This is a genomic window from Sphingobacteriales bacterium (genome assembly GCA_012517435.1).
Taxonomy (GTDB): Bacteria; Bacteroidota; Bacteroidia; order CAILMK01; family JAAYUY01; genus JAAYUY01.
The window spans coordinates 1-24,933 of record JAAYUY010000182.1; the positions used below are offsets into that span (position 1 = coordinate 1).

The window sequence follows — 24,933 nt, forward strand, 5'->3', positions numbered from 1 at the left end:
AAAATTGCTATCAGTACCATTCATGGTTATATAACTGAAAGCATTCCAAATACTTATGAAAAAGAGACTCAAAAGTCTGTTGCACTGGAATACCGGTTAACTCCCGATGGATTTTATACTTTTTCAGGAAAGTATAATACCAATCATACCTTAATTATCGACCCGATTCCGGATGTTATCTGGTCAACTTATTACGGAGACAGCGGCAGAGACAAGGTTAACGGAGTGTCTTATGATTCTCTGGGTAATGTGTATATTACAGGAGAGACGACCTCAACCAGCAATATGGCCACCTCGGGTGCACATATGACTACTTATGGAGGCGGTACAGCTCATTACAACTGGGGTGGCGATGCTTTTGTGGCTAAGTTAACTTCTACAGGTACACGGGTATGGGCAACTTATTATGGGGGAACTTCAAATGATCAGGGGAATTGCATTAAAACCAGTAAAAACGGTGATTCCTATGTGGCCGGATGTACAGAATCCACTTCAGGAATTGCTACTTCAGGAGCTTTTCAGACTTCGAGGCCAAGCTCCAGCTATCACAACCCTTTTCTGGTCAAATTCAATTCCTCAGGAGTAAGACAATGGGGAACCTATTACGGCTCAGGAGGAAACGATCATACCTTTAACAATACCATTGCTTTTGATAAAAGCGGAAATATTTACATTACCGGCAGTGCCAACTGTGTCAGTAGTTGTCAGACCATCACAACAAGCGGATGTTATCAGGCACAGAACTCTGCCTCAGGTACTGGAAATGCGTATAATGATGCTTTTGTCGCAAAATTCAGCCCTTCCGGATCCTTAATCTGGGGAACTTATTACGGTGGCAACCGTGGGGGCAATCAGGCCAGCCATGATGAAGGAGACGCTATCTATGTGGACGACAGCAACTATGTTTATATCACCGGAAGCTGCCAGTCTTCAGTCGGAATAGCTACCACCAACGCCTATCAGACAAGTTTTGGAGGGGCTGTCGGTACTTATGATGCATTTATTGCCAAGTTTAACAGCACGGGTTCTGCCCTTAAGTGGGCTACTTATTACGGAGATAGCGGTAACGATTACGGGAGAGGAATTACGGCAGATGATTCCGGAAATGTGTATGTATCAGGTTTTACTGCTTCAACTTCCTCTTTCACCACAAGCGGGGCATTTCAGACATCATACGCTGGAGGGACTTATGATGCCTTTCTTGCTAAATTTACCAAAAATTGCAGTAGGGTATGGGGAACCTATTTCGGAGGATCAGGCTCCGATATTCTGACGACTCTTTCGCTATCACCATCCAAAGACCTGATTTCAACGGGATACATAGATTCAGCCTCCGCTTCTGCCGGGCTTGCTACTTCGGGTAGTTATAAATCTGTTTATGCCGGAGGTACTCAGGATGGTATTATTGTTAAATTCGGACTGAATGGTTCCCGTAAATGGTGCTCTTATTTTGGTGGTAATCAGCAGGATCTGATTTATTGTCATGAAATTGACCAGTCAGGAAATATTTATATTGGTGGTCTGACCTTTTCAACTTCCGGAATTGCAACCAGTGGAACCTATCAAACTACCTATTCATCGCAGGAAGACGGTTTTGTTTCAAAAATTCTTGATCAGCCTGTCATCATTACCTCAGCCACTACCATACAGCCGGATACTTCAGCTACTCCTGCCGGAACCAAGAACAAAATGATTATCGGTATCAAGATAAGTACTGTGGGAGGAGCACCCTATGCTAAAGTTACACAGTTTTCGTTTGATACTGCCGGTGTTTTCAGTTTTGCGGATATTACCGGAACAGCCAAAGTCTATTATACCGGGAACAGTCCTGTGTTTAATACCAATAAGTTGTTCGACAGTACCAGTACAACACCTTCTTCTGCCTTCACCATTTCTGGTAACCAGTTGCTCGACACGGGTACCGTATATTTCTGGCTTACTTTTGATGTTAAATTTTCTGCCACCGTTGGGCATTATCTTGATGCAAAATGCACCCAGATCAAATGGGATTCAGGAGGAATAAGCTGCATCAAAGTCCCTTCCATTACTTCTCCGGCAGGAAAAATAAGGATTACTGAGCCGTTAAAAACCCTGAATAGCCTTACCATTTCCCAACCTTCCACCGACATGGTTTATCGCTACTCAAATGATAATCCTGTATTAAGGATAGACCTGAATGTTATTGGTACAGCCGGAACACTTCCCCTGAATCAGGTAAAAGTAGTAGCGAAGAATACCGCCAACAGTGATGTTTCAAATGTTAAGCTGTATTTTACAACGAGTACTACCTTTTCAAATTCCGTTCAGGTGGGTACGACCAAGACATTATCGGGTGATACTGTAACTTTCACTGCACTTAATTTTAACTTACCCACAGGGCAGAGTTATATATGGGTTACCTACGATATCCCCGGCACTGCAGTTTTATTCGACACGGTTGATGCATTGATACCGGCCAGCGGACTGAACATTGGTGGAAAGACGTATCCCTCAGTAGCTCAAAATCCTGCAGGTTACCGTTTGATTTATACTAATTTTCAATATGATGCAGGGATATCCGGCATTATTTCGCCATCGGCACCTTATTGTAAGACCGTTCAGCAGGTTAAAGTAACACTCAGAAACTACGGAACTACTACCCTGACCAGTGACACAATTCGCTGGTCGGTAAACGGGGTGATGCAAACGCCCTATGTCTGGAACGGTAGTCTGACAACCGGCAACAGTGTTGACCTGATCCTTGGCAGCTATACCTTCAGCATGGGGACATCTTATGTATTAAAAGTGTACACTTCCTATTTCAATGGCACATATAATGACAATTACCGTCAGAACGATACAGCCATCAGGAGCAACATTATTTTTTATCCTGTTCCGGTGGCAGGATTTAGCTTGAATGATACTTTTCAGTGTTTGAAAGGGAATAATTTTGTGTTTACGAATACTTCCACCATAGGCAGTGGTAGCTTTAGCAGTTTCTGGAATTTTGGTGATAATAGCACATCATCCGCTGCATCGCCATCACACAGTTATCAGGGGGTTGACACCTATCTGGTAAAACTGGTTGTCACGTCTGCTTATGGTTGTCCGGATAGTTTCAGCAGGAATGTTTATTTAAAGCCCAATCAGACAAGCGATTTCAGTGTCAGTGACACCTCACTTTGCCTGCATGGGAATATGTTTTCATTTACCAATGCGACTACATTTTCGTCAGGGACTTTTACAAGTTTATGGAAATTCGGAGACAACACCACCTCAACAGCAGCGAATCCTTCACATTCGTATAATTCAGCGGGGAATTATCAGGTGAGGCTGATAACCACCACCAATACAGGATGTATAGACAGCATTGATAAGACAATACATGTAAATCCACATCCCAGTACGCAGTTTCAGTTTATAAGCGATACGGCTCAATGTTACAGTCAGAATGTTTTTAAAACGAACAACCAGACTACCATCAGTGCCGGTACATTTACCAGTTTCTGGAACTTTGGCGATAATACGACTTCTACGAATGTTTCACCTGTAAAATCATATGCATCTGCGGGGACTTATGTGATGAAGCTGACAACAACATCTGATTATGGATGTTCTGACAGTTTCAGCCGAATGGTCATTGTATATCCCAATCCTGTAACTGTTTTTTCGATAAACGACAGCTCACAATGTAATATTATCAATAGTTTCATTTTTACCAACCAATCCTCGGTTTCATCCGGGACTTTGACCAGTACCTGGGATTTCGGAGACAACAGCGGTTCGACCCAGACCTCCCCGTCAAAAAACTATCAGACAGCGGGTGTTTATTCAGTCAAGCTGGTAACGAAGTCAAATTTTGGTTGTTTGGACAGCATGACAAAAAATGTATATGTAAGGCCAAAACCACAGGCAGCCTTTCTAATCAATGACAGCGATCAGTGTCTGAAAGGGAACAGATTTGAGTTCAACAATATGAGTGGAATATCATCAGGTTCACTTACAAGCAGCTGGAATTTTGGAGATAATACAGTCAGCACGGCAGTTTCTCCGGTAAAAAGTTATACAAAAGACGGGACATTTGCCGTAAAGCTCATAGCCACATCTAATTTTGGATGCAAAGACAGTATCAGCAAAAATGTTCATCTTTATCCGCAAGCCAACCCATCGTTTACCATCAATGATTCAGAGCAATGTTTTAAATCAAATACATTTGTGTTTACCAATACTTCGTCCATTCCATACGGGACATTTACAAGTTACTGGAATTTCGGGGACAATAATACCAGTACGGTAAGCTCTCCGGTTTATTCCTATACCAGCGAGGGTATTTTCAAACCAATGCTGATTACGACATCCGGAAACGGATGCAAGGACACACTGGTCAGGCAGGTGAGTGTTCATCCCAGTCCGGTATCATATTTTACACAAGGTGTTAATCCTCAGTGTCTTGAGAGTAATTTATTTTATATGGATAACCATTCATATATTTCATCAGGGAGTATTGTTCATCATAATTGGTACTTTGGTGATGGCGATAGTATAGATCAGGTAAATCCACAGCACAAATACAAGACAACCGGTACATTTAAGATACTATTAAAGGTAATAAGCGACAAAGGTTGTACGGATACATCCACAAAGATGGTAGAAGTCATACCTCAGCCAGTTGCCGGAATGACGGTAAATGATACGTCACAATGTATCAGGAATCATGTATTTCAGTTTTCAGATGATTCAAAAACCGCATCAGGAAGTATAACCAATTATATCTGGTATTTTGGGGATGGGAAAACGAGTACACAGAAGGATCCGGCACATACCTATGCAATGGCAAAGACCTTTACAGTAACGCATATTGTAACCTCCTCCAATGGTTGTCGCGACACGGTAACACAAAAAGTATATGTTTTTCCGATGCCAGTGGCTGATTTTAGCATAGAAGACACCAATCAATGTTTGAAAGAAAATCATTTCAAGGCCACAAACAACTCCACCGGCAGTGGGAATCTCAGGTATTTATGGTCTTTTGGGAACAGTCAAACGTCAGGCGATAAAAATCCGGTTTTTTCTTACAGTCAATCAGGAATTTATCCGGTCAGTCTTGTTGTGCTGAATGAAAATGATTGTGCAGACACGATGGAAAAGGCAGTGGTGGTCAGGCAAAGCCCGGTTGTGAATCTTGGAAGAGACACAACGCTATACCACAACCAGTCGATTGTCTTGCATGCCGGCAGCGGATATGATAAATATCTCTGGTCGAACAACGATACGACTGAAAGTATAGTGGTAGATACAAACGGAATCGGGCTGGATCATCCAACCTTGTTCTGGGTAAGAGCCATGTTAAACAATTGTGAAGATGCGGATTCCATAGTCATTACCTTTATTCATAATGTTTCCATAGAAAATCTGCCAAACGACATAAGAATAGCCGTATATCCCAATCCGGCCAATCAGTTTGTCAGGATAACAGCAGACAGGGTGATGGAAAGGATGGAAGTTGAAATCAGTGATTTAAACGGAAAGGTTTTAAAATCGGAAAAAGCAGAAAATTCAGAATTTATAGATTTGAATATCAGTCAGTTGGCAGAAGGTATTTATTTTGTAAACATAAACGGCATCCGGCAGTTTAAACTGGTGAAAATAAAAAGCAGGTGAATTTAGAATGAACCTGCCCGGATACGTTTAAAGAGGAAAACAAAAATACAATATATGTATTTTCAGTTACTTTAGATTTTAATTCACTCCCTTTGATTTCAGTATTTTTTCAATCTCTTCCTGCGGGAAAAAACCTTCGTGTCGGAAAAACTCATTGCCGTTCTCATCTAAAAAAACCTGAACAGGAATGACTTGAATCTGATAAATATCAGCATATTTTTTCCCTTCAGGTGTCCAGACATCATAAAAGATGACATTGACCTGTCCTGCAAATTTTTCCTTTATTGCCTTCATAATAGGTTGCATTTGCTGGCATGGGATACAGCGCACTGAGCCTAATTCAATAAAAGTTACCTTGTATTTCACTGTAGAATCTTCCGGAGCTACAACTGTCTGTTGTGTCTTTTGTCCCGTTGTTTGAGTAACTTCCTTATTGCCTGAGGAGTCTTGCTTATTGCTGCAACCTAAGACCCAAAGGCTTCCTGAGATAAAAACAAGAATTAATGCTTTTCTGAAATTAATGGTCATATATTTAATTTTAATTGGTTACTAAATGTTCATTAACAACATCCTCCTTCCGTATCACAGGGAGATGAAGCCACACAACCGCAGCCACAACTGCTGTCTGTTTTATCAGGTTTGAGATTAATCTGCATTGGCAAACCAAGCGATTTCCATTTGGAATAACCTCCATCGAGATTAGCTACATCCGGATAACCTTCCCTGTTCATCAGATTGGCTACTTTTGAACTTCTGACACCACCCGGACAGGCTAAAATAATGTTCTGGTTCTTTGAAATATATGGCAACCTCTCCATGATAACCGACATGGGATGATACAGAACATTCTCAATAGGAACATTTTCAAAACTGATTTCAAATTCTTCTCTGACATCAATCAGAACAGCCTGTTTTGCTATTAATAATTCATAAGCATCGGCAGGGGATATGTGTTTTACTCCATCAATGTGGAATTCCTGAAATAAAGGCTTTTCAATAGTTTTCATCATGATACCATTTCTTTAATGTGTTCAACAATTTCTATTGCTTTTTCTTTACTGAAAGGTGTCTGACCTTTTACAATACCATAATCGGTGGTGTGGATATGTAAGAAATTCTCAATGCCGTTTTCAAGCATGGTCTTCTTTGCACAATCTATAGGACATCCATCGAGAACAACCAGTCTGGTTATTTCTCCTTTGGTGGTTTCAGCAAAATGTTTGTCAATGCTGAAACGGGCAAGGCACAGCATTTTTGCATCACCATTACTCATTAATATGCGGGCTGTTTCATCGGCAAACTTACCGGTATTGGAAGCCCCGCTGCAACTTACGATTTGAAATTTTACATTTTCCATGATATTCTTTTTATTGGGTTTACATTTTCTTCATTTCACCTTTGAAATCGCAGGCTCTGGCAATGGTGTTGCTGATAGTTCCGAATTTCAGGATGTTTTTATGCCAGTTCTGTATTGTTTTTTCACCGGCATCTGTATCCACTTCGAGCATATAGGTAATTTCTTTCATAAAAGGCGGATGATCATTCCGTATTCCGAATACGCTTACACTTGCCTTACGATATGGGATTTTAAGAATTTCCGAATAGCGTTGTACATTTTTAAGTAAACAGGCAGCCACGGCAGTCAGCAACAATTCAGCGGGATTAGGTAAAACCTCATCACGACCCGATGTTGCATCAAAACGAAGTTCGTATTGATTGGCTGTGGCTTTGGCATCACCGTGTGGTATAACTGTAGCTGATATTTCGTATTCGAGCATTTTTATTGGCTTAGTTTGTTAAAAAGATTACTTAATGACTCAGCATAAATGGTTTTGATATTTTCTTCCTGAGGTTTAAATGGATAAGCAGGAATAAGGTCAAGCACCTGTTCATAACTCAACCCTGAATGAAAGAGTGTTTCAGAAGTCCCATGAATCATAGCGTTGACGGCCTGAGCAGCGTCCTTTTCCGTGAGTCCGAATTTTAGAGCATGTTGATAAAATTCCTGAAAGAGAAACCATAAATAGGTGGGTCCCATCCCGGTTATTGTGGCATAAGATTCAAGCAAGGGTTCTTCTACTGCTTTTAATGTTCCCAGTGGTTCAAACAATGTTTGTAAAATGGCAGATTGTTCCTCTTGCACTTCTCCGGATAGGGCATACACATTGTATCCTTTACCAATCACCGATGGAGCATTTGGAATGACCCTGGCGACAGCCAGTTTTTTTCCAATCATCTCCTGAATTTTTGCAATTCTTACTTTTGGCGCCAGTGAAATCACCAAAGCATTTTCTGAATTGAACGGTTTTATCTCATTTAAAACATCCCCGAAAACAGGCGGATGAAGTGCAAGATAAAGTACATGACTTGATTTCACTGCTTCACTGATTGTTTCAACAGCATTTACCTGTGAGAATTGCTGACTTAGTCCTTTAGCTTTATCAAAATCATGGTCATATACGGCCACATTTTTAAAATCCATGTTTTGCTGTTCCCACGCACGGAGTATAATGCCGGTAATCCTGCCGGCACCTATAAAACTGATATTTATGTCTTTGGTATCCATAATGTTGTGATTTTAATTAAAACCTTTCAGTAAACCAACTGGACATTTGTCGAAGATGTAATTCAATCCCATTTGTTCTGCTTTATCAAGGGTTTTTTCTGAGAAGCAATCGGGTGGAAACCAAAAAATGGCATCTTTAAACCCTGCTAAATTGTCAAGCATTTTGTCAGTATTGTGAGGAGCCATAATCAGCATGATTACTTCCACCTTTTCAGGGATAAGTTCCACTGAAGGATAGCACTTATGCCCTGCAATTTCACTGTAGCGGGGATTTACCGGAAAAACAGTGTAGTGATGTTCTTTCATCAGGTGAAAAACCTCATAACTGTATTTTGTTTCATCCTGCGAAACACCAATGATGGCAAAGTTTTTCCTGATTTTTAATATTTCATTAGCATTCATACATTTTAAGTTTTATTGTTGAAAAGGATCTTTTGTGCTTAATTGCTCAGCCTCTTTACGCTTCAGCATGGCCAATGCATTTTTGCTACGAGAGTTTGGAATGGCCTTTTGGTGTAGAAATTCAATGTTTTCGGCAATTGCTGCAAAGTCTTTGAACGGAAAACCCAAAACTGTTTCATTCGGGCAAATATCTGTGGCATCGCGACAACCGTAACAGCCCATGCTCATATTAAATTTTTGTTGAATATATGGAATTGTGGTTGCATCAACGCAAGTTGCCTGTAATATTGCCGTGCTGCTTTCAACTCGTTGTCCGCCTTTTATGTTCAGATTGGCAAGCGCAAGCCACATCAGTTTTTCGGTTTCGTCTTCCACTACCACAATATCGGGCTCAATTTCCGCTGTTTCCAATGGAAATAAATACAATGCTTTTAGTTTTCCTTGCGGTAACGTGGTCATGCCTTCAAACATATTTTTGTCTGTTTCTTCCTTGCTTACAATACCAAAGCCTACCAGTCCTTTTCCTGTTTTCAGTCCATCAGGTAGTGGCTTAAATCCAAAAGCGGCCGCGGCAGCCGGACAGGCAATACCTTCTGCATCGAGAATTACATGTTTCCCATGCCGGGCTTTCATCAATGCCTGACAATAGCGGTGCCCGCTTAATTTCTCAACTTTTACAGGAATATTTTCTTCTGCAAAAATGAATTTTACTCCCACCATTGAGCTTGTTAAGCCAAGTATTTGTTCAACTTCTTCCGAAGCAGTTTGTATGTTTCTCATTTCCATTTTTTTAAATTAATGTATCATCGCAATATTCATCTTCAGTTTCAAATTCGAGGGTTGCATGATGAATATTAACGTGTTCCAACTCGTGTTTTATTTTTTGTTTCAGGATGTTTTGCTGTTCCATAGATGTATCCGCAGAAATAATAATATGCGCTGTCATGGCATTTTGAGTTGTGCTCATTGCCCAAACGTGCAAATGGTGAACATCAATTACTCCATCAACTTTTCTGATTTCTGAAATTACTTCCTGCAGGTTAATACCTTTAGGCACACCATCGAGTGTAAGAATAAGACTGTCTTTAAAAAGTGTCCATGTTGAATAGAAAATTACCAGAACAATGATGAGGCTCATAACCAGGTCAAGCCAGTTGATATGAAAAAAGTAAATCAGCCCCCCTGAAATAACCACTCCCATTGAAACAGCAGCATCTGCCATTAAATGCAGGTAAGCTCCTTTTACATTCAGGTCATTGTCTTTCTCCCGGAAAAATAAAAATGCTGAAGTAAAATTGATAACAATTCCGACACCTGCAACAATCGAAATGGGAAGACCTTCAACCGATACCGGATGATGAAGCCTGTTGAAACTCTCCCATAAAATACCGCCAATAACAATAAATAACACTACCGAATTGACCAACGACACCAGGATAGTAGATTTCAAGTACCCATAGGTAAATTTATTATTTGATTTAACTTTTGCCAACCTGAATGCTATCATAGCCAGAGCCAGTGAGGCCACATCCGTAAGGTTATGACCGGCATCTGAAATTAAGGAAAGGGAATTATAATACACACCTGCACCAAATTCTATCACCACATACAAAAGGTTAATGATAATGCCAAAAATAAAAGCCCTGTTAAGACTGCTGAGCTTTGTATGTGAGTGCTGATGTTCCATATTCTGGTCTTTAAACTAAAAGGGGTAATTTGAGAATTTTCAAACTACCCCAATCTGTTCATTATTTTGCTGCACAGTCTATACAAACCTTTTTGTCGCCTTTGATGCGGCCATATTCCATCACGGTCATTTCGCCACATTCTTCGCAAACAAAACCATCGAAGCTGTCTTTTTTAGCTTCCAGCTTGTATTCAAAAACTGGTGAAACGGTCAATAGCATATCTTCAGGTGCGTTCATTACTCCATCAACCAATGGGTCAATAATTTCGGCAGGAACAGTACTTGCCGGTTTACCCAACATGCGATAATCGGTGAAGAATTTTGATTTTTTATTGTTCAGCATTGCCTCTGCCTTAGGAGTTACACGCACAGCTCTTCCCGTTGCCCTGTCAACCACAGTTACAGCCCATTTTCCTTTGTGGGTCTTTTTTATGTTCCCTTTTCCAAAGGTTGTCCCCATGATAACCTGCAACCCGTCTCCATAGCAGGTTGCACAATGGTCATCACCCAGATCAACAAAAGCAACCAGTTGTCCGTCTTTTGCCCGTTCAACGCCTAAAGCATTCATAGCAGCAGCGCCAACTCTTAGTCCCATTGGCATGGCGGGGCATTTGTGCCCGTGAAATTTTTGCCCGAATTCGAGCCATTCTTTTGGATCAATCATTTTATTCAATTTTAAGTTTACAATTATTTATTCATTACTTCAAAGACCATTTTAGCAGCAATCAAAAGCAGAACCACTGCATACACAATCTTCACCTCTTTTGATTTTGCTTTTTGGGTCATATACCTTCCACCCAACTGTGAGCCAACAATGACAGCAGCCACAACAGCGGCTGTAAGCCCCCAATTCATTTGCCCCTGAGAAACATGGCCAAGGTAGCCCGAGAAGGAGGAGAAAGTAACCACAAAAGCCGTTGTTGCTGCAGCTTCCTTGGTTTTATAACCCATCATCATCAGGATAGGGGCAATAATAAAGCCTCCGCCAAGTCCCAGCATGCCTCCGATAAAACCGGCAAATCCTCCAACAAAAAAACCAATGACACTTCTTTTTCTCATGCTCATCATGTTTTCCGGCTCTGCCTGTTTCGATGCCCACAAGGTTCGCAAGGCGGCTGCAACAACCATGACTGCAAACAATATTTTCAGTGTCTGAACAGGAACATGGCTGCTGGTCATGGCACCAATGGGTGAAGCCAGTAAAGCCGTGGCTGCCATGATAGCGCCACCTTTCCAATCCACTAATTTTTTACGGGCAAAAGGGATAAGCACCAATGCCGTGTTCAATCCGTTAAGCAATAATCCCAGCGGTATGGCTACCTCTTTCATGTCGTATCCCATCCAGTGGAGAACCGGAACATATACCATTCCGCCACCCAACCCAAGCATGGCAAAGATGAAGGAAGCAATGGCTATGATAATGGCTACAATTACTAACATTGCTTATTTTATTACGGGATAATAAAATACTTTTTCGTCAGGCTCATGGCCGGAACAGGGAATGCACACATGTTTTCCATCTTTCACTCTCAAATAGCGTTCAAACACATATTCCCCGCAAACTTCACATTTTGCTTTTGCAAAAGAGCCTTTCACAGGTTTATAGGTGAATTCGGGAAGTGTTTTAACTTCAAACAACTCCTCATCTGAAGCGTTAAGAACTATGTTAATTATATCCCAACAAACCTCATCGGGAATTTGCGATGGTTCAATGCCTTGTTTGCGATATTTAAAGAACTCATGGGGTGCCAGGTTATCCTGAAATTCATTTTTCAGATAGATTCTTACGGCACCCTTTATTCCGGGGTACCAGAAAGTGGCTGCAATTTTTCCATAAAAAAGTTTATCTATCATGCTTTTGCCAAAAGTGGCTCCGGTAGCTATCATCAATCCGTCCTGCATGCAGGTTTGCGGATGACCAACACCCATTTCTGAAAAAATGTGCATTTCATGGTCGAAACTACGTTCCACGCCTAACTTTTTCAAAGCGAGGCTTCCCATGCGGAAACCAATGGGCATAAATGGACAATGATGCCCATGAAATTCGAATGCCCAATCCGGAATTTGAATGTTTGAATTTTTCATTTTTAGTAATTTAGTATTTCGTAAAATTATGAAATTTAAGGTAAAAAAATTATTGTTCAAATAAATCAGAAAACATGGTTTTGGCTATCGCCCAGTTTTCCCTGTTAATGCAATATTTAATGAAAGGTTTTTTAACATGGCCCTGAATCAATCCGGCATGTTTCAACTCCTTGAGGTGTTGCGAAAGACCGCTACGCCCGATTTGAAGTTCTTCGGCAATATCTCCACTGTAACAGCAGGCATTCATTCCCGAAAGTTTTTTCAGAATATAAACCCTTACAGGATGGCTCATGGCTTTGGCAAACTCAGCAATCTTTACAACATCTTCCGTTAATTCTTTAGTTTGAGTCATTTTTCAGTATTTAATTATTTCGCAAAATTATGAAATACTTTTAGTACCTACCAAATTTTTTTTAAAAAATTAATTAACCGCAACATCGTTGTGTTTTCTGAACCGGAGGACAGGGTACATCTCCGTAAGAGCAAAAAACACAACAATCGCCTGGTTTTGGCTTTAAAAGTGATTTGCAGGCCGGGCATTCATAGAAATACTGGCAGAAATCGTCTGCCATTTTCAAGGTTTCACCATGACCGCAAAACGGGCAAATTATTGTTGAAAAATAATTGATTTTCATTCTATTGCATTTTTAAGCCAATGATATAATGTTGATTTTGTTGGTATTTTACCCTGAACAAGGACTTTACCGTTCACCACCAGGCCCGGAGTCAACCAGATACCATATTTTTCAAATTCTTCATAGGAACTGATTTTTTCGATGTCAGCCGCCCATTTGTTTTCAGCTACCACTTCATTGCATAACTTTTCGAGTTTAATACAGTTGACACAGCCGGTTCCCGGGACTTTTATTTCATGCATAACTTTTCAGATTTTGTCTTCGGAAAGTAAAGCTAATGTATTTGCCACAGTATCGTTTACCACAGCCTGCTTCATATAACGTGCTACCATGATGGCTTCAGTAATTTCCTGGTTGGTAACGCCTGCCTCTTTTGCCTGCTTTACCCACATTCTCACACAGGTATCCGAGTTTAAAACGGCTGCAGCAGCAATTCCTGCCAGCAATTTGTACTTTTTGGGAACCGCCTGATATTTTTCATTTTCAAACAGCAATGCTTTTGCATCCATTTGATTCTTTGCAAATTCAGGAGCAAATTCCTTTAATAGCTCCATGGGTGATTTTCTGTTTTCCATAACGAATCATTTTAAGATTAAATTGTGAATAAAAGCTGTAAGGCCATCCATGAAGCATTTTCAGGAGGCTTATTGTTAATATTTTTAATTTCTTTTGGCCAAAAATAGCCGAATACTGCAACAAACTGCCAATGTTTAAAAGCCTGCCAACGGATAAAAGTGTTAAACTCATCGCCCAGATGATGCTTCCCATCCTGTAAAATCATTGTATTAAGCACTTTAACATCATCGGGTACGGGAATATAAAACCAGTTATACTTTATTTCCACCCACATTTTCTTAACCGGAAAAAGTTCAAGCACAAATTCCCTGTCGTCCAGGTTCGACCACTGCATAATATTCATCCAGCCGTAGTATTTATCACTGGCACCAAAGGCTGGTTCAAAAGTCCTGATTTTTGAATCCGTTTTTTTTCCCCCTGAAGCGTAAGATTCTCTGATACTGATAATTGGTTTTGCCCATAAATCATGGAACTGATAACCGAGCTTGGCAAACAGTCCGTATGCATCTATTGTTTTTCCGTTATCATTACCAAACGCTTTTGCAAGGGTAAAATCCCAAATCAGTGCACTTGAATCGGGGTTAACTGCTCTGAATCCCAGCCAATTCCTAAAAATATCCTGATCTTTGATATAATCGGCAGATCCCTGGGTTTTAAGAGCATAAAAGGGTTCGAAATAAAGCAATTTTTTTATGGGGAAATGGCCATAAATGCCACCTCCCCAAAACTCGGTTTGGGTAAAAGGCAGAGATAATTTTTCAGGGTCATGAATTTTGGTTCCTCCGGCAAAAATATCCAACGTTTTTTTATCTTTTTTCCAACTGATTTTCAATGCATCCCATGTCCAGCGGCCAGTATTTCCCCAATCACCAGGACCGAAGATATGATGGTCGCCATAAAAGATTTTTTGCCTGCCCAGTTTAGAAGTTGTATTCGGCAGTATTTTCCTGTATTCTATGAAGAGATCATAAATTTCGAAGAACTCTTCACCGGGATTCATTTTGTAATAAGGTGTTGTGGTTCCGGCTTTCTTAACCTTGAATAAATCAGGATATTCGCTGTTGCGCAGCGACCACCCGAACGCCCTTGAATCCTGCAGATGTGCTGCTGCCGTTATTTTTTTCGTAAAATCAACAGTAACACCTGGAATAATTCGTTGATACAGCAGTTTATCATCCAGTTTTCCAATAGCGTTAATGCTATTATCCCCATAATTTTTAGCATTCATTCCATCCCAAAGCTCAAAGCGGTATCGCACCGAAAGGTCAAATTTTACCTTGATGCTGTCTTTCTGCCCATAGGAAAATCCAATTGACAAAAAGATAATACCCAATATTATGAGGACTTTTTGTTTCATTCTTACGAATCCTGTCCGCTACTTAATTTTTCAAACTGCATCCTGACGAAATAAAAGATAGCAACCATTCCTGTCAACACAATGGTAACATCGAACAAGGTGTAAGCAATTTTTACAATATCTTCGATGGCTTCAAATTTAATCAGCATGAAAAATCCTGAGATGGCAGTGATGATTAGTAAAGTGAGTAGTATTTTAGCTGTGTTTCCTTTGACTTCTCCTGTTTTTTTCAGCTTTAGAAAAACGAAAATACCTGTTAAAAAGGCTATCATACTGAAAGGGAAGTGGTTTTTATCGAACCATAGTCTTTCGGGAAGGATGTAGGAATTGAGATCGGGTTTCAGGTAAATCAATAAAAAGGCAGCCGACATCAAAACATAAATAACCCAAAGCCCTGATTGATTTATCTTAAGATATTCATATTTCGCATTAAGAGACAATAACACCGAAAGCAGGATAAGTAAAATCAGATATAAAATTACCGGTATTTCGATGGTTTTGATATACTGTTCTCTGATGGCTGAAAGAAAAACAAAAAATCCATTCATTCCCAGTCGTTTATACTGTGGTTCAGTAACCGGCTTACCATCTTCACCAAAGGGATATTTTACCACCTGAGCATAAAACATGTTTGAGTTGAGAGAATGGCATTCCACACAGCCTTTTGCACCCAGACCTGCTTTTGCGGGAAAGACATCATGGCTGTACTTGTAAACCGAAGCATAGGGTGAGGATTCATACTCCTCCTTTTCAAGCATTTTAAACTCTTTGCTGTTAAAATACATCTTATCGTTGTTCACCCAAACGATTTGCCTCCCTTTCAGGTCATAGCCCTTTTGGGTGAGATAACCGGTTACGGATTTAATAAAAGCATCAATCTCTTCGGGACGGTTAACTTCGGGAATGCTATCATGATTATCGTCTTTTATAACCGACAATTCCGGATATTTTGTTTTGTCCTGCTTATGAGCTACCCACATATCGTAAATGTCTTTCATTTTGGGCTGGTTTAAGCCTTTTTTGCCTTCGGTATATATTCCGGGCCAGGCGCTGTGAACAGGATTTACCGGGAAAATCTGCTCCTTGTATTCAGCATATTGTGGAAAAAATGGATCTGTGGGCTGGTCTTTGGCCGTGAACATTTCCAGTTCACCATAATGGTTCCAGTAATTCATATTCTGGTCGTAGAATGTCCAGATGTATTTTGTCGGAGGTTTAATTTTAGTTCCCGTATTATAGACATCACTTACCTGAACCAGTGCCGATTTTACTTTTCGTTCCGGAATATGGCATGCCTGACAGGAAAGTTCTTCAAGATGGAAGGAAGGGAGCCATGAATGTTTGGCTATCGGGGCATTCAGGTAGCCGGTCAGGTGGCAGTCATTACAGGTACGCATGGTGTTATCGAGGTCATTGCGAACCATCCCCGAAGGGTCATCACCCTTACCGAACTGGTGAACCTCCTTGCCTTTGATTTTATCGGAAACAGCCATACTGCCTGATGCATGGCAATCAACACATTTAAGACCTTTTGCGATATGCACATCAGTATTTGCAGTAAAAGAAGCTCCTCTTTTCTTCCATTGAGGTTTGGAATGGCAGTTTAGGCAGGTTTCATTTCTGGGTTCACGCACCAGATGTAAGGATACTTTTCCGTCCTTGTCAAATTTATTAACATCATAAACAACTTTCACATCTACAGAATCTTTTACGGAACCTTCCACTTTGGCGAGGCCGCTTCCGGCAGTAGCCATCCACCGGAAATTCCAGTTAAGCAGATGTTTGTTTCGTTCTTTGAAATCGTATTCGGGCAGATGGCACAGTTCACAATCGGCTTCAGCAACCCCGCTTCGGTTCCAGTGTGCCTTGTAATAATCGCCATCGAAATTATTATCTCCTCCGGCTACGTATCCCAGTCTTTCCATTTCCTTGTCGTAGCGTTTTCCGTTCCGGTCAAATTCAAAAGGCCCACCACCCGGATGACAGGTGCCACAACCATTGGTAATAAAAGTAAAAGAGGTCATGTCCATCTCCTTTGCCGATTTATTTTCCTTTGGTGAAAGATAGTTGTACAGAGGTGCCGGTGAACACCAGTTGCCTCCGTAGTTGCCAGGATGCGAAACCCATTGATAGCGGTCGGCATAGGTACCGCCTGCTTTTTCATCAGCACCCTGCTGAAAATGAAAACCTTGCGTTATTTTATCGTAATCATGGCATTTCCCGCAGGTTTGCCTGGGAGAGTAGGGTTTATCAGCATTTTTACCGGTAACAGGATTTATCGTATCCCCATCTTCCGTAAAAAGATAAAATGGCGGACAGACACCTGATTTGGTGATTACATTTCTGTTAACATTCAATGTTCTGCGATCAGTTTTGTTCAGAAAAACCATCCCAAACAAAAATGCCAGCAAAACAATCGTAATAATGACAAGCAGATTCTTTTTAATTACTTTCATTGCAATAATATTTTAAGTGTTGTTGATTTATTTGTTTTTAAAATTCTCATAATCAATATTTTCTGCCAGCTCTTTCCAGATAATTTATTCATGTTTTTATTCATGACCAAAGAAATCATGGCATAATTTGTATGCCTTTTCAAAATTTTCCCTGTTAATACAATATTTGATATAAGGAGGCTCGGTTTCACCTTGTATTAAACCTGCATATTTCAGTTCCTTTAAATGTTGGGACAATGCGGATCTGCCAATGGGTAGTTCTTCAACCAGATTACCACTGTAACAACAGGTATCCATCTCAGATAATTTTTTCAATATGTATGCTCTAACCGGATGACTCATTGCCTTCGCAAATTTTGCGATCTCAACAATGTCTTGTGAAAATTCTATTTTTTTAGCCATAGATATGTTTTTCAATTAACTTTTTAATTTCAATATTTGAAGAAACCAGCTCACTTATTTCAGCATCAAAACAATTATTGATTACTAATTCAATTGTCAGTTTTTCCGGTGTTTTGCACTTTGGACAATCTGTTATGTGTATTTTGATGCTCATTCTGATTGCTTTGTTTTTTTTAACTCATTTTATCATTTCGCAAAATAACGAAATGAATTTTTATACCACCAAATAAATTTTCATAATTTTTTTTAAGAGGGAATAAATTGAAATTGTCTGATTAAGAAAAAATATCCGGTTAATTGAAGGGGTAAGGTAATTTAAATGAAAAGGTGTTAACATCATTTAAAACAGAAGATTCAGGATTTATAGATTTGAATATCAGTCAGTTGGCAGAAGGGATTTATTTTGTAAACATGAACGGCATCCGGCAGTTTAAACTGGTAAAAATAAAAAGCAGGTGAATTTAGAATGAACCTGCCCGGATACGTTTAAGACGGAAAACAAAAATACAATACCTTTGCCGGTCAGGAGAATTGAATAAAATCAGCCGAAATGAATCTGTTATATGTCATCTGGAATGTTGAGCCGGAAATTTTTCCTCATTCACGAATTCATATCCGTTGGTATGGTTTGTTTTTCGTGGTGGCTTTTTATCTGGGCTATATCATCATTGAAAGAATGATGAAAAAAGAGGGAAAAGATGTCAAATTGCTCGATAATCTGACTATTTATATGCTGGTTGCCACCATAGTAGGTGCCCGTCTTGGTCATTGTCTGATTTACGAGCCTGATTATTATTTAAAGTATCCTTTGCAAATACTGAAAGTTTGGGAAGGAGGGCTTGCCAGTCATGGAGCTGCTGTGGCCATTCTGATCGCCATTTGTCTTTTTTCAAGGAAATATAAAGAATTCAGATTTTTCTGGATAATAGACCGTATCGTCATAGTGGTGGCACTTGCCGGTTTCTGGATACGTTTAGGTAACCTGATGAACTCTGAAATTATTGGCAAACCGACCACACTTCCCTGGGGCTTTGTCTTTAAAAAGCTTGAAGAGTTTGGTATTACAGGTCCTCATCATCCTTCCCAGCTATATGAAGCTTTATCCTATCTGGCTTTATTTTTTGTACTCTTTTGGTACTACCTGAAAAAAAGCAGAAAACCTAAAGAAGGCGTGATTTTCAGTGTTTTTCTCATAGCACTTTTTACCATTCGTTTTCTGATTGAATTTCTGAAAGAAAACCAGGTAGCCTACGAGAACAATCTTGTCTTAAATCTGGGACAACTACTCAGCATCCCATTTATATTACTTGGTATTGGTCTTCTGATCTATTTTAACATCAAAAAAAATCCGGCAGTTCAGCAAGAGACTGAAAAAGAATAATTTATAATAGAACCAGGTTTATTCTTATATGGCAGATATTTTTATTTAATGGCCTTTTAGCTGAATTCTTCAAAACTTCTTTGCTAAATGGAGGCAGTTTTCAGAAAATACCGATACCCGCAACCCGACACGCATCACTCATCACTCATTACTTAACGTAATATTTCAGCAGCTTTGAGTTGAATGCGGCAAAGATTCCGTAGCCGTTGTCGATATTATTATACACCTGAACAGGTTCGGAAAATGGATTTCCCTCTGAATCCCAATAGAGATAAATTGATTTTTCATAATTAAAACGGGCGGCATTCATGCTTTCAAGCACGAAATAATATGTTTTTCCGGAAAAAAAGGAATAATCTTCAAACTTAAAATTCATTTCATAGCTGTTCCCGTCAAAGTATTTATCGCTGAAAAGCAGGCCATTGGGATATTTTTTCTCGACCGAAATGTTTTCGCTTTCCAGCCAGACCTGATTAATGACACCTCCATAAATACTGTCGTAATAGTAGCATATAAACCTGTAATAGTTTTTTTCTCCTTTGGGGTCAGAAAGCCTGATATTGACAGAGGCTTTTAATGTTCCGACACTTTTTTGAAGCCAGTAATCGTAGTAAGTAGAAGAATCGACTATTTTGAATTTTTCAACATTGAAATTAATGGCCTGAGGAACGGTTTCAACTGCGCTGATGGATTTATATTTCGGATGAGAAATTTCAATTTTGTATTCATTTCCGGGTTCCGGCTTAGATCCGTAAAAATAATATCTCTGGTCGGCAGCTGCCGATGTGAGGGTTGCCAGTAAGTTATTGTTTTCATAAAGTTTAACGGTGGCATCGGTAACCATGCTGAGATTGGCATTGTCAATGACCGATAAGCTTCTGCTGACACTGAAAGCCCACACCGAATCGGGATGAAAATAGCAGTTTAAGGTGAGTTTCGGGTCTTTTATCGGAAAATCCACTATGTCTTCAACTTTGGTACAGGAAAAATGTAAATTACTGATAATTAAAACAATAACGATAAACAAGCTGATATTTTTCATGACAAATGTGTTTAAAATTTAAAATTAATACTCAGAGCCGGAATGACAGGGAAGAGGCTGACCCGGTACAAAACACGGTGGCCATAATTATCATATCCGAAATAATAAAAGAACGGATTTCTGCGGCTGTAACAGTTATAGACGCTGAGATTCAGTGTGGCGTCAGCACTGCCCACATGAAAATTCCAGTTGGCACTGAAATCAAGCCGGTGATAGGCTGCCATTCTGAAATCATTTTTCTTTTCAAAATATTCAATTTCGCTGTAGTAGCCGGGATAGTAGTAATCAGTTTGTGCCATGGCACGCATGACAGGAAGGGTCAGGGCATTTCCGGTGCCATAGACCCAGGTAACTCCTATGTCAAACTGTTTGTTGAACTTATGTGCTACGACCACTGAAATATCGTGCCTTCTGTCGTATTTGTAAGGATAAGGCTCTCCAAAATTGATGTTGTCGAACTGACGCATTGTCCAGCTCAGGGTATAGCCAATCCATCCTGTTGTTTTCCCTGATTTTTTTTCTGCAAATACTTCCATGCCGTACGACCAGCCTTTCCCCATTTCCACTTTATCCTGCCAGTCGGCTGAGGTGTTGAGCCAGGTAGCTCCGTCACGGTATTCGATCAGGTTGTTCATGGTTTTGTAATATCCTTCTACGCTGAATGAGTATTTCTCTCTCAGGGTGGAAGCAACTCCGGCTGCAAATTGCTGTGAATTTTGAGGAAGAATTTTCCCTGTTGCCGGAACCCATAAATCGGTTGGAAGTCCGATGGTTGTATTGGTCAATAAATGAATGTATTGCTGCATATGAACATAAGAAGCCTTGAACGACCAATTATCGGCAAAAAGATATCTGACCGAAAGACGGGGCTGCGGACGGTGATAAAGCTTGTTGTTGACATAAAATGCAGAGTAATGAAGACCGAGATTAGCTTTCAGGTTGGCTGTCAGCTTTACATCATCTTCAATATAAATGGCTGATTCGTGGGCATAGACATTTTTTGCCCCTATTGTACTGTCAATGTTTACTACATTGGTGATGTTAATCTTAAAGGCTGATACGCCCGGATGAAAACTATGATAAATATGGCTGATGCCAAATTTGATATAATGATTGGGAGAGGGGAGATAGTCGAAATCAATTTTGCCGGCAATATCGTTTATCCCTGAAAAATAACGGATAATATATGACTCTTCTTCCACTTTACTGCCGACTTGCGAAAAATACTGCTCTTCATTCCCCACTTTAAACTGATAACGGCTGTAGGTGAGGGTGGTGTTACTGAAGAGTTTGTGGTTGAACTGATGGTTCCACCTCAAAGCAGTGGTGATATTTCCCCAGCCGAGATTGGCCTTGAACTGCTCGGTGTAAAGCACTCCGTCAAACAGATAGCTTCTTGGTTTTGAGTTGAGATAGAATTTGTCATCCCCCTGATAAACAGATAAGTAAAGATGGTCTTTATCAGTCAACCGGTGGTTGATTTTTGCATTGAAGTCGTAAAAATAATAGCCGGCAGTGATTCGCTGGTCTCCGCTGGTAGCCAGCCGGATAATGGGTTGGGCAATAATATCAAGGTATGTTCTTCTGGCACTGATAATGAAGGAGGTACGATCTTTAACAATAGGACCTTCCACTGTGATTTTTGAGGCTATCAGTCCTAAAGAGCCCTGAACATGGTATTTCCGCTGGTCGCCTTCTTTCATGGATATGTCGATGACGGATGATAATCTTCCTCCATAACGGGCAGGAAAGCCTCCCTTGATCAGTTCGACATTTTTAATGGCATCGGCATTGAAAACTGAGAAAAAGCCGAACAGGTGAGAGGCGTTATAGACGGGTGTACCATCAAGAAGAATCAGGTTCTGGTCGGGGCCACCTCCACGGACATATAATCCGCTCGAACCTTCCATACCTGATTGTATCCCTGGCAGTAACTGCAGGGCTTTCAACACATCAACCTCACCGAACATGGCAGGAATTGACTTGATTTGTGCTACCGGAATTTTTACAATGCTCATCTGAGAGGATTCTTCTATTCTGTCGGTTTGCTCTCCTACAATTTCAACCTCACTGAGTTCTATGCCGGGCTTCATGCCTATATTCAACGTCAGATTCGATTTGAGTGTAATACTTCTTAATTCAGTTGAATAACCCAGATAACTGAACACGAGCGTATAGGTGTCAGCAGGCAATGTCAGACTGTAAAATCCATAAGCATTCGAGGTAGTTCCCTGAAGCTTGTATTTCTCGAAAATATTGGCTCCGATAAGCTTTTCCCCGCTTTCATTATCCGTAATGTAGCCACTGATCGTATATTTCTGTGATAAAAGGGGCTGACAGAGTAATGTTGATAATAAAAGAATGAAAATGAATTCTTTAGAGAGAATTTTCCTCGAAATGATTCCTGATTTATACTTCATGTACTGATTGTTTAACTCAATTGCAAAAGACTACAAACAATGGTATTTGGTTGCTGATTAACGGAAATTTTTATTGCATGGTATATTTCATGATACGGCAAAGATACTGTTATGGCTGCTTTTCAATGATGTTAATTTTGTTTTCACTTAAAAAAGCTTTTATTTTACCGGCATTTTCTTCAGCTGCCCTGATGGTAAAAGAGCAGGTATCACTGAAATCTGCTGAAGTAAATTCTGCACCGAACTGACGGAGTTTTTCCTGAAGGATAGCATATTTTTCAAATCCGGTTTGAAAAGTAAAAAATACAAAGTGTTTGCATTCAATTATTTTCGCATTTACAAGTGCGTTTTCAACTGCCTGTCCGTATGCCCTGATGAGTCCACCTTTTCCCAGTAATATGCCCCCAAAGTAGCGAACCACAGCGGCTACTACCTGTGTCAGCTGATATTTGCTGAGCTGATTTAAAATTGGCTGACCGGCAGTGTGAACAGGCTCACCATCATCATTTATCCGGATAACAGGGTTTTGAAAACCGGTTTTATAGGCATAGCAGACATGCCTGGCTTTATGATGGAGTTTCCGGAGTTGGGTGATGTATTCTTCTGCTTCCTGTTCATTTTCAATGTGTTTGACGTAAGCGAGGAAACGGCTCCCTTTTTCTTTGTATTCTCCTGTTACTTCATTATGAATGGTATGATATGCCAACTTATTGTGTTAATCGATCTTTAATTCTTTCAATAATTCATTGAAAATGATCAGCTTATCCTCACCAAGTTTAGCCATTTTTTTTCTGACAACTTCCAGAGGTAATTCTTTTTCAAGATTGTCCCTGCTTTTTGAGAAAAATTTATCGGCAATACAGACTATTTTTTCCACCAGTGTCTGAGGCCCTATATCTTTAAGCGGAAGCGGCAACTTTTTTTCAGCTATTTCAGTAGCAGTGATGCCAACACCTACGTGGTTTTCACAGATAGGTGCAATATCAGTAAATCCTTCTTTTTCAAGTATTTCCCTTCCAAGGTAAGCATGGCTGAGGTAGGGATGTTTTCCAAAACAGCCAATATCAGGGGCAAAGGTATGCACAATCCCTATATCATGAAACATACAGCTCAGGTAGAGCTTTTCTTTATCAATGCCTGAAAGATTCAGTTTTTCTGCGATTTTAAAAGCTTTTCTGCACACGGCTCTTACATGCTTAAAATACATTTCGTTGGCTATGGTCCCTTCCGGAAAATATTTAAGAATAAGCTTTTCTGCTATTTTCTCTGTTTCAGGACTTATATCTGCTTTGTCTCCTGACATCCACATAATTGGCGATTTTGTTAAAAATACTTGATTGCTTTAAAATGAAAAGTACGACTTTTGAAATTCAAAAAAATTCATTTTAGTTGCAAAAATAATGACATTTGAAAAGAATCAGCAAGAGTTATCAGAGAGAATTCAGCAACTTGAAGCCGAAAACAGGATTTTAAAAGCACACCTGATTGAAGCGGAGAGGAGAGCGCAGGAATCGGAAAAACTGAAATCCGCTTTTTTGGCCAATATGTCGCACGAAATCCGAACTCCCATGAATGCCATTCTTGGCTTTAGTGATTTATTGACAGATATTGAATTCAGCTTTGATAAGTCACTCATGAAAGAGTATCTCGAAATTATTAAATCAAATGCCAATCATCTCCTTCAACTCATTGACGATATCATTGATATTGCAAAGATTGAAGCACAGCAACTTGAAATTGTTATTTCAGAATGTCAGGTAAATCAGCTACTTCATGAACTGCTTGTCTCGTTTAATGACAATATTATCAGAGCGCCTGAAAAAATTCTCGATCTCAAACTCACCACACCTGCCGGGTATCAGAATCTGGTAATCGAAACTGACCCCTACCGTTTGAAACAGGTTTTGTCCAATCTGATCAGCAATGCCATAAAATTTACCCATGAAGGATATGTTGAATTTGGATACCGCATCCTCAAAAACGAACAAATTGAGTTTTTTGTGAAAGATACAGGTATTGGTATCAGTGAGGATGATCAGAAACTAATTTTTGAAAAATTCGGACAGGTGCAAACCCAGGACTTCCGCAGCAGGCGGGGAACAGGAGTAGGACTTGCCATTTGTAAGAGCCTTTCTGAATTGTTGGGTGGTAAACTTTATCTGGAATCTAAACTTCATGTGGGCAGTACTTTTTATTTTGCTTTACCCCTTGTCCTTCACAAATCTTCCGATGATTTTGATGAAAACTTTAATCAGAGACCAAAAATTGACTGGAGTGATAAGAC

The 24,933-nt window shown here is 40.0% G+C and carries 25 protein-coding genes; 3 read left to right on the forward strand and 22 right to left on the reverse strand.

Annotated elements, in window-relative coordinates; genetic code table 11:
• On the forward strand, positions 1-5,640 hold a 5,640-nt coding region (locus tag GX437_10455; GenBank protein NLJ08080.1), incomplete at its 5' end, for a PKD domain-containing protein.
• Between the two features lie 78 nt (positions 5,641-5,718).
• Here the strand turns inward: GX437_10455 and GX437_10460 are convergent.
• From GX437_10460 to GX437_10545, 18 genes are all read right to left on the reverse strand, one after another.
• Positions 5,719-6,168, reverse strand: coding sequence for a thioredoxin family protein (locus tag GX437_10460; GenBank protein NLJ08081.1), 450 nt, complete (start codon positions 6,166-6,168; stop codon positions 5,719-5,721).
• A gap of 32 nt (positions 6,169-6,200) precedes the next feature.
• The gene (locus GX437_10465; protein NLJ08082.1) at positions 6,201-6,650 is read right to left on the reverse strand and encodes a rhodanese-like domain-containing protein; all 450 of its coding nucleotides are present in this window, start codon (positions 6,648-6,650) and stop codon (positions 6,201-6,203) included.
• Positions 6,647-6,997, reverse strand: coding sequence for a hypothetical protein (locus GX437_10470; protein NLJ08083.1), 351 nt, complete (start codon positions 6,995-6,997; stop codon positions 6,647-6,649). Before GX437_10470 ends, GX437_10465 begins: the two co-directional genes overlap by 4 nt.
• 19 nt (positions 6,998-7,016) lie before the next feature.
• Positions 7,017-7,418: an OsmC family protein gene (locus tag GX437_10475; GenBank protein NLJ08084.1), complete on the reverse strand. Its 402-nt coding sequence runs from the start codon at positions 7,416-7,418 to the stop codon at positions 7,017-7,019.
• A gap of 2 nt (positions 7,419-7,420) precedes the next feature.
• A complete protein-coding gene (locus GX437_10480) occupies positions 7,421-8,206 on the reverse strand; it encodes an NAD(P)-binding domain-containing protein (protein NLJ08085.1) in 786 nt (261 codons plus the stop codon).
• 12 nt (positions 8,207-8,218) lie between these two features.
• Positions 8,219-8,608 (reverse strand): CoA-binding protein, encoded by a 390-nt coding sequence (locus GX437_10485; GenBank protein ID NLJ08086.1) that lies wholly within the window; start codon positions 8,606-8,608, stop codon positions 8,219-8,221.
• A gap of 12 nt (positions 8,609-8,620) precedes the next feature.
• Positions 8,621-9,394, reverse strand: a complete 774-nt coding sequence (locus GX437_10490; GenBank protein ID NLJ08087.1) for a DUF169 domain-containing protein — start codon at positions 9,392-9,394, stop codon at positions 8,621-8,623.
• A gap of 4 nt (positions 9,395-9,398) precedes the next feature.
• Complete coding sequence (locus GX437_10495) at positions 9,399-10,295, reverse strand: cation transporter (protein NLJ08088.1); 897 nt, start codon at positions 10,293-10,295, stop codon at positions 9,399-9,401.
• 61 nt (positions 10,296-10,356) lie between these two features.
• On the reverse strand, positions 10,357-10,959 hold the full coding sequence (locus tag GX437_10500; protein NLJ08089.1) for a tRNA CCA-pyrophosphorylase: 603 nt from the start codon (positions 10,957-10,959) through the stop codon (positions 10,357-10,359).
• A 23-nt stretch (positions 10,960-10,982) separates the two neighbouring features.
• Positions 10,983-11,735 (reverse strand): sulfite exporter TauE/SafE family protein, encoded by a 753-nt coding sequence (locus GX437_10505; GenBank protein ID NLJ08090.1) that lies wholly within the window; start codon positions 11,733-11,735, stop codon positions 10,983-10,985.
• A gap of 3 nt (positions 11,736-11,738) precedes the next feature.
• Positions 11,739-12,380 (reverse strand): formylmethanofuran dehydrogenase, encoded by a 642-nt coding sequence (locus GX437_10510; GenBank protein ID NLJ08091.1) that lies wholly within the window; start codon positions 12,378-12,380, stop codon positions 11,739-11,741.
• Between the two features lie 49 nt (positions 12,381-12,429).
• Positions 12,430-12,732 carry a helix-turn-helix transcriptional regulator gene (locus tag GX437_10515; protein NLJ08092.1) on the reverse strand — a complete coding sequence of 101 codons (303 nt, stop codon included), beginning with the start codon at positions 12,730-12,732 and terminating at the stop codon, positions 12,430-12,432.
• A 73-nt stretch (positions 12,733-12,805) separates the two neighbouring features.
• Positions 12,806-13,015, reverse strand: a complete 210-nt coding sequence (locus tag GX437_10520; GenBank protein ID NLJ08093.1) for a hypothetical protein — start codon at positions 13,013-13,015, stop codon at positions 12,806-12,808.
• The gene (locus tag GX437_10525) at positions 13,012-13,257 is read right to left on the reverse strand and encodes a thioredoxin family protein (GenBank protein NLJ08094.1); all 246 of its coding nucleotides are present in this window, start codon (positions 13,255-13,257) and stop codon (positions 13,012-13,014) included. Before GX437_10525 ends, GX437_10520 begins: the two co-directional genes overlap by 4 nt.
• Before the next feature lie 6 nt (positions 13,258-13,263).
• Positions 13,264-13,590 (reverse strand): carboxymuconolactone decarboxylase family protein, encoded by a 327-nt coding sequence (locus GX437_10530; protein NLJ08095.1) that lies wholly within the window; start codon positions 13,588-13,590, stop codon positions 13,264-13,266.
• A 17-nt stretch (positions 13,591-13,607) separates the two neighbouring features.
• Positions 13,608-14,948: an alginate export family protein gene (locus tag GX437_10535; GenBank protein NLJ08096.1), complete on the reverse strand. Its 1,341-nt coding sequence runs from the start codon at positions 14,946-14,948 to the stop codon at positions 13,608-13,610.
• A 2-nt stretch (positions 14,949-14,950) separates the two neighbouring features.
• On the reverse strand, positions 14,951-17,404 hold the full coding sequence (locus GX437_10540; GenBank protein ID NLJ08097.1) for a hypothetical protein: 2,454 nt from the start codon (positions 17,402-17,404) through the stop codon (positions 14,951-14,953).
• Between the two features lie 96 nt (positions 17,405-17,500).
• Positions 17,501-17,806 (reverse strand): helix-turn-helix transcriptional regulator, encoded by a 306-nt coding sequence (locus GX437_10545; GenBank protein NLJ08098.1) that lies wholly within the window; start codon positions 17,804-17,806, stop codon positions 17,501-17,503.
• Between the two features lie 550 nt (positions 17,807-18,356).
• On the opposite strand from GX437_10545, the gene lgt reads away from it, so the two are divergent.
• A complete protein-coding gene (gene lgt / locus GX437_10550; GenBank protein NLJ08099.1) occupies positions 18,357-19,187 on the forward strand; it encodes a prolipoprotein diacylglyceryl transferase in 831 nt (276 codons plus the stop codon).
• 148 nt (positions 19,188-19,335) lie between these two features.
• Here lgt and GX437_10555 read toward each other — a convergent pair whose 3' ends face one another.
• From GX437_10555 to GX437_10570, 4 genes are all read right to left on the reverse strand, one after another.
• Positions 19,336-20,229: a DUF4249 domain-containing protein gene (locus GX437_10555; protein NLJ08100.1), complete on the reverse strand. Its 894-nt coding sequence runs from the start codon at positions 20,227-20,229 to the stop codon at positions 19,336-19,338.
• Positions 20,230-20,240: 11 nt separating this feature from the next.
• Positions 20,241-22,649 (reverse strand): TonB-dependent receptor, encoded by a 2,409-nt coding sequence (locus GX437_10560; GenBank protein NLJ08101.1) that lies wholly within the window; start codon positions 22,647-22,649, stop codon positions 20,241-20,243.
• A gap of 109 nt (positions 22,650-22,758) precedes the next feature.
• Positions 22,759-23,355 carry a YigZ family protein gene (locus GX437_10565; protein ID NLJ08102.1) on the reverse strand — a complete coding sequence of 199 codons (597 nt, stop codon included), beginning with the start codon at positions 23,353-23,355 and terminating at the stop codon, positions 22,759-22,761.
• Positions 23,356-23,364: 9 nt separating this feature from the next.
• Positions 23,365-23,958: an HD domain-containing protein gene (locus GX437_10570; GenBank protein NLJ08103.1), complete on the reverse strand. Its 594-nt coding sequence runs from the start codon at positions 23,956-23,958 to the stop codon at positions 23,365-23,367.
• Between the two features lie 91 nt (positions 23,959-24,049).
• On the opposite strand from GX437_10570, the gene GX437_10575 reads away from it, so the two are divergent.
• Positions 24,050-24,933, forward strand: an 884-nt coding sequence (locus GX437_10575) for a hypothetical protein (GenBank protein NLJ08104.1), incomplete at its 3' end; no start/stop codon positions are given.

Bases quoted from the DNA above. Each gene is read 5' to 3' on its own strand.
- GX437_10545 (NLJ08098.1), bottom strand. From the start codon at position 17,806: ATGGCTAAAAAAATAGAATTTTCACAAGACATTGTTGAGATCGCAAAA.
- GX437_10495 (NLJ08088.1), bottom strand. From the start codon at position 10,295: ATGGAACATCAGCACTCACATACAAAGCTCAGCAGTCTTAACAGGGCT.
- GX437_10480 (NLJ08085.1), bottom strand. From the start codon at position 8,206: ATGGATACCAAAGACATAAATATCAGTTTTATAGGTGCCGGCAGGATT.
- GX437_10505 (NLJ08090.1), bottom strand. From the start codon at position 11,735: ATGTTAGTAATTGTAGCCATTATCATAGCCATTGCTTCCTTCATCTTT.
- GX437_10485 (NLJ08086.1), bottom strand. From the start codon at position 8,608: ATGAATGCTAATGAAATATTAAAAATCAGGAAAAACTTTGCCATCATT.
- GX437_10520 (NLJ08093.1), bottom strand. From the start codon at position 13,015: ATGAAAATCAATTATTTTTCAACAATAATTTGCCCGTTTTGCGGTCAT.
- GX437_10540 (NLJ08097.1), bottom strand. From the start codon at position 17,404: ATGAAAGTAATTAAAAAGAATCTGCTTGTCATTATTACGATTGTTTTG.
- GX437_10535 (NLJ08096.1), bottom strand. From the start codon at position 14,948: ATGAAACAAAAAGTCCTCATAATATTGGGTATTATCTTTTTGTCAATT.
- GX437_10530 (NLJ08095.1), bottom strand. From the start codon at position 13,590: ATGGAAAACAGAAAATCACCCATGGAGCTATTAAAGGAATTTGCTCCT.
- GX437_10510 (NLJ08091.1), bottom strand. From the start codon at position 12,380: ATGAAAAATTCAAACATTCAAATTCCGGATTGGGCATTCGAATTTCAT.
- GX437_10490 (NLJ08087.1), bottom strand. From the start codon at position 9,394: ATGGAAATGAGAAACATACAAACTGCTTCGGAAGAAGTTGAACAAATA.
- lgt (NLJ08099.1), top strand. From the start codon at position 18,357: ATGAATCTGTTATATGTCATCTGGAATGTTGAGCCGGAAATTTTTCCT.
- GX437_10475 (NLJ08084.1), bottom strand. From the start codon at position 7,418: ATGCTCGAATACGAAATATCAGCTACAGTTATACCACACGGTGATGCC.
- GX437_10465 (NLJ08082.1), bottom strand. From the start codon at position 6,650: ATGATGAAAACTATTGAAAAGCCTTTATTTCAGGAATTCCACATTGAT.
- GX437_10560 (NLJ08101.1), bottom strand. From the start codon at position 22,649: ATGAAGTATAAATCAGGAATCATTTCGAGGAAAATTCTCTCTAAAGAA.
- GX437_10570 (NLJ08103.1), bottom strand. From the start codon at position 23,958: ATGTGGATGTCAGGAGACAAAGCAGATATAAGTCCTGAAACAGAGAAA.
- GX437_10515 (NLJ08092.1), bottom strand. From the start codon at position 12,732: ATGACTCAAACTAAAGAATTAACGGAAGATGTTGTAAAGATTGCTGAG.
- GX437_10460 (NLJ08081.1), bottom strand. From the start codon at position 6,168: ATGACCATTAATTTCAGAAAAGCATTAATTCTTGTTTTTATCTCAGGA.
- GX437_10500 (NLJ08089.1), bottom strand. From the start codon at position 10,959: ATGATTGATCCAAAAGAATGGCTCGAATTCGGGCAAAAATTTCACGGG.
- GX437_10470 (NLJ08083.1), bottom strand. From the start codon at position 6,997: ATGGAAAATGTAAAATTTCAAATCGTAAGTTGCAGCGGGGCTTCCAAT.
- GX437_10525 (NLJ08094.1), bottom strand. From the start codon at position 13,257: ATGCATGAAATAAAAGTCCCGGGAACCGGCTGTGTCAACTGTATTAAA.
- GX437_10555 (NLJ08100.1), bottom strand. From the start codon at position 20,229: ATGAAAAATATCAGCTTGTTTATCGTTATTGTTTTAATTATCAGTAAT.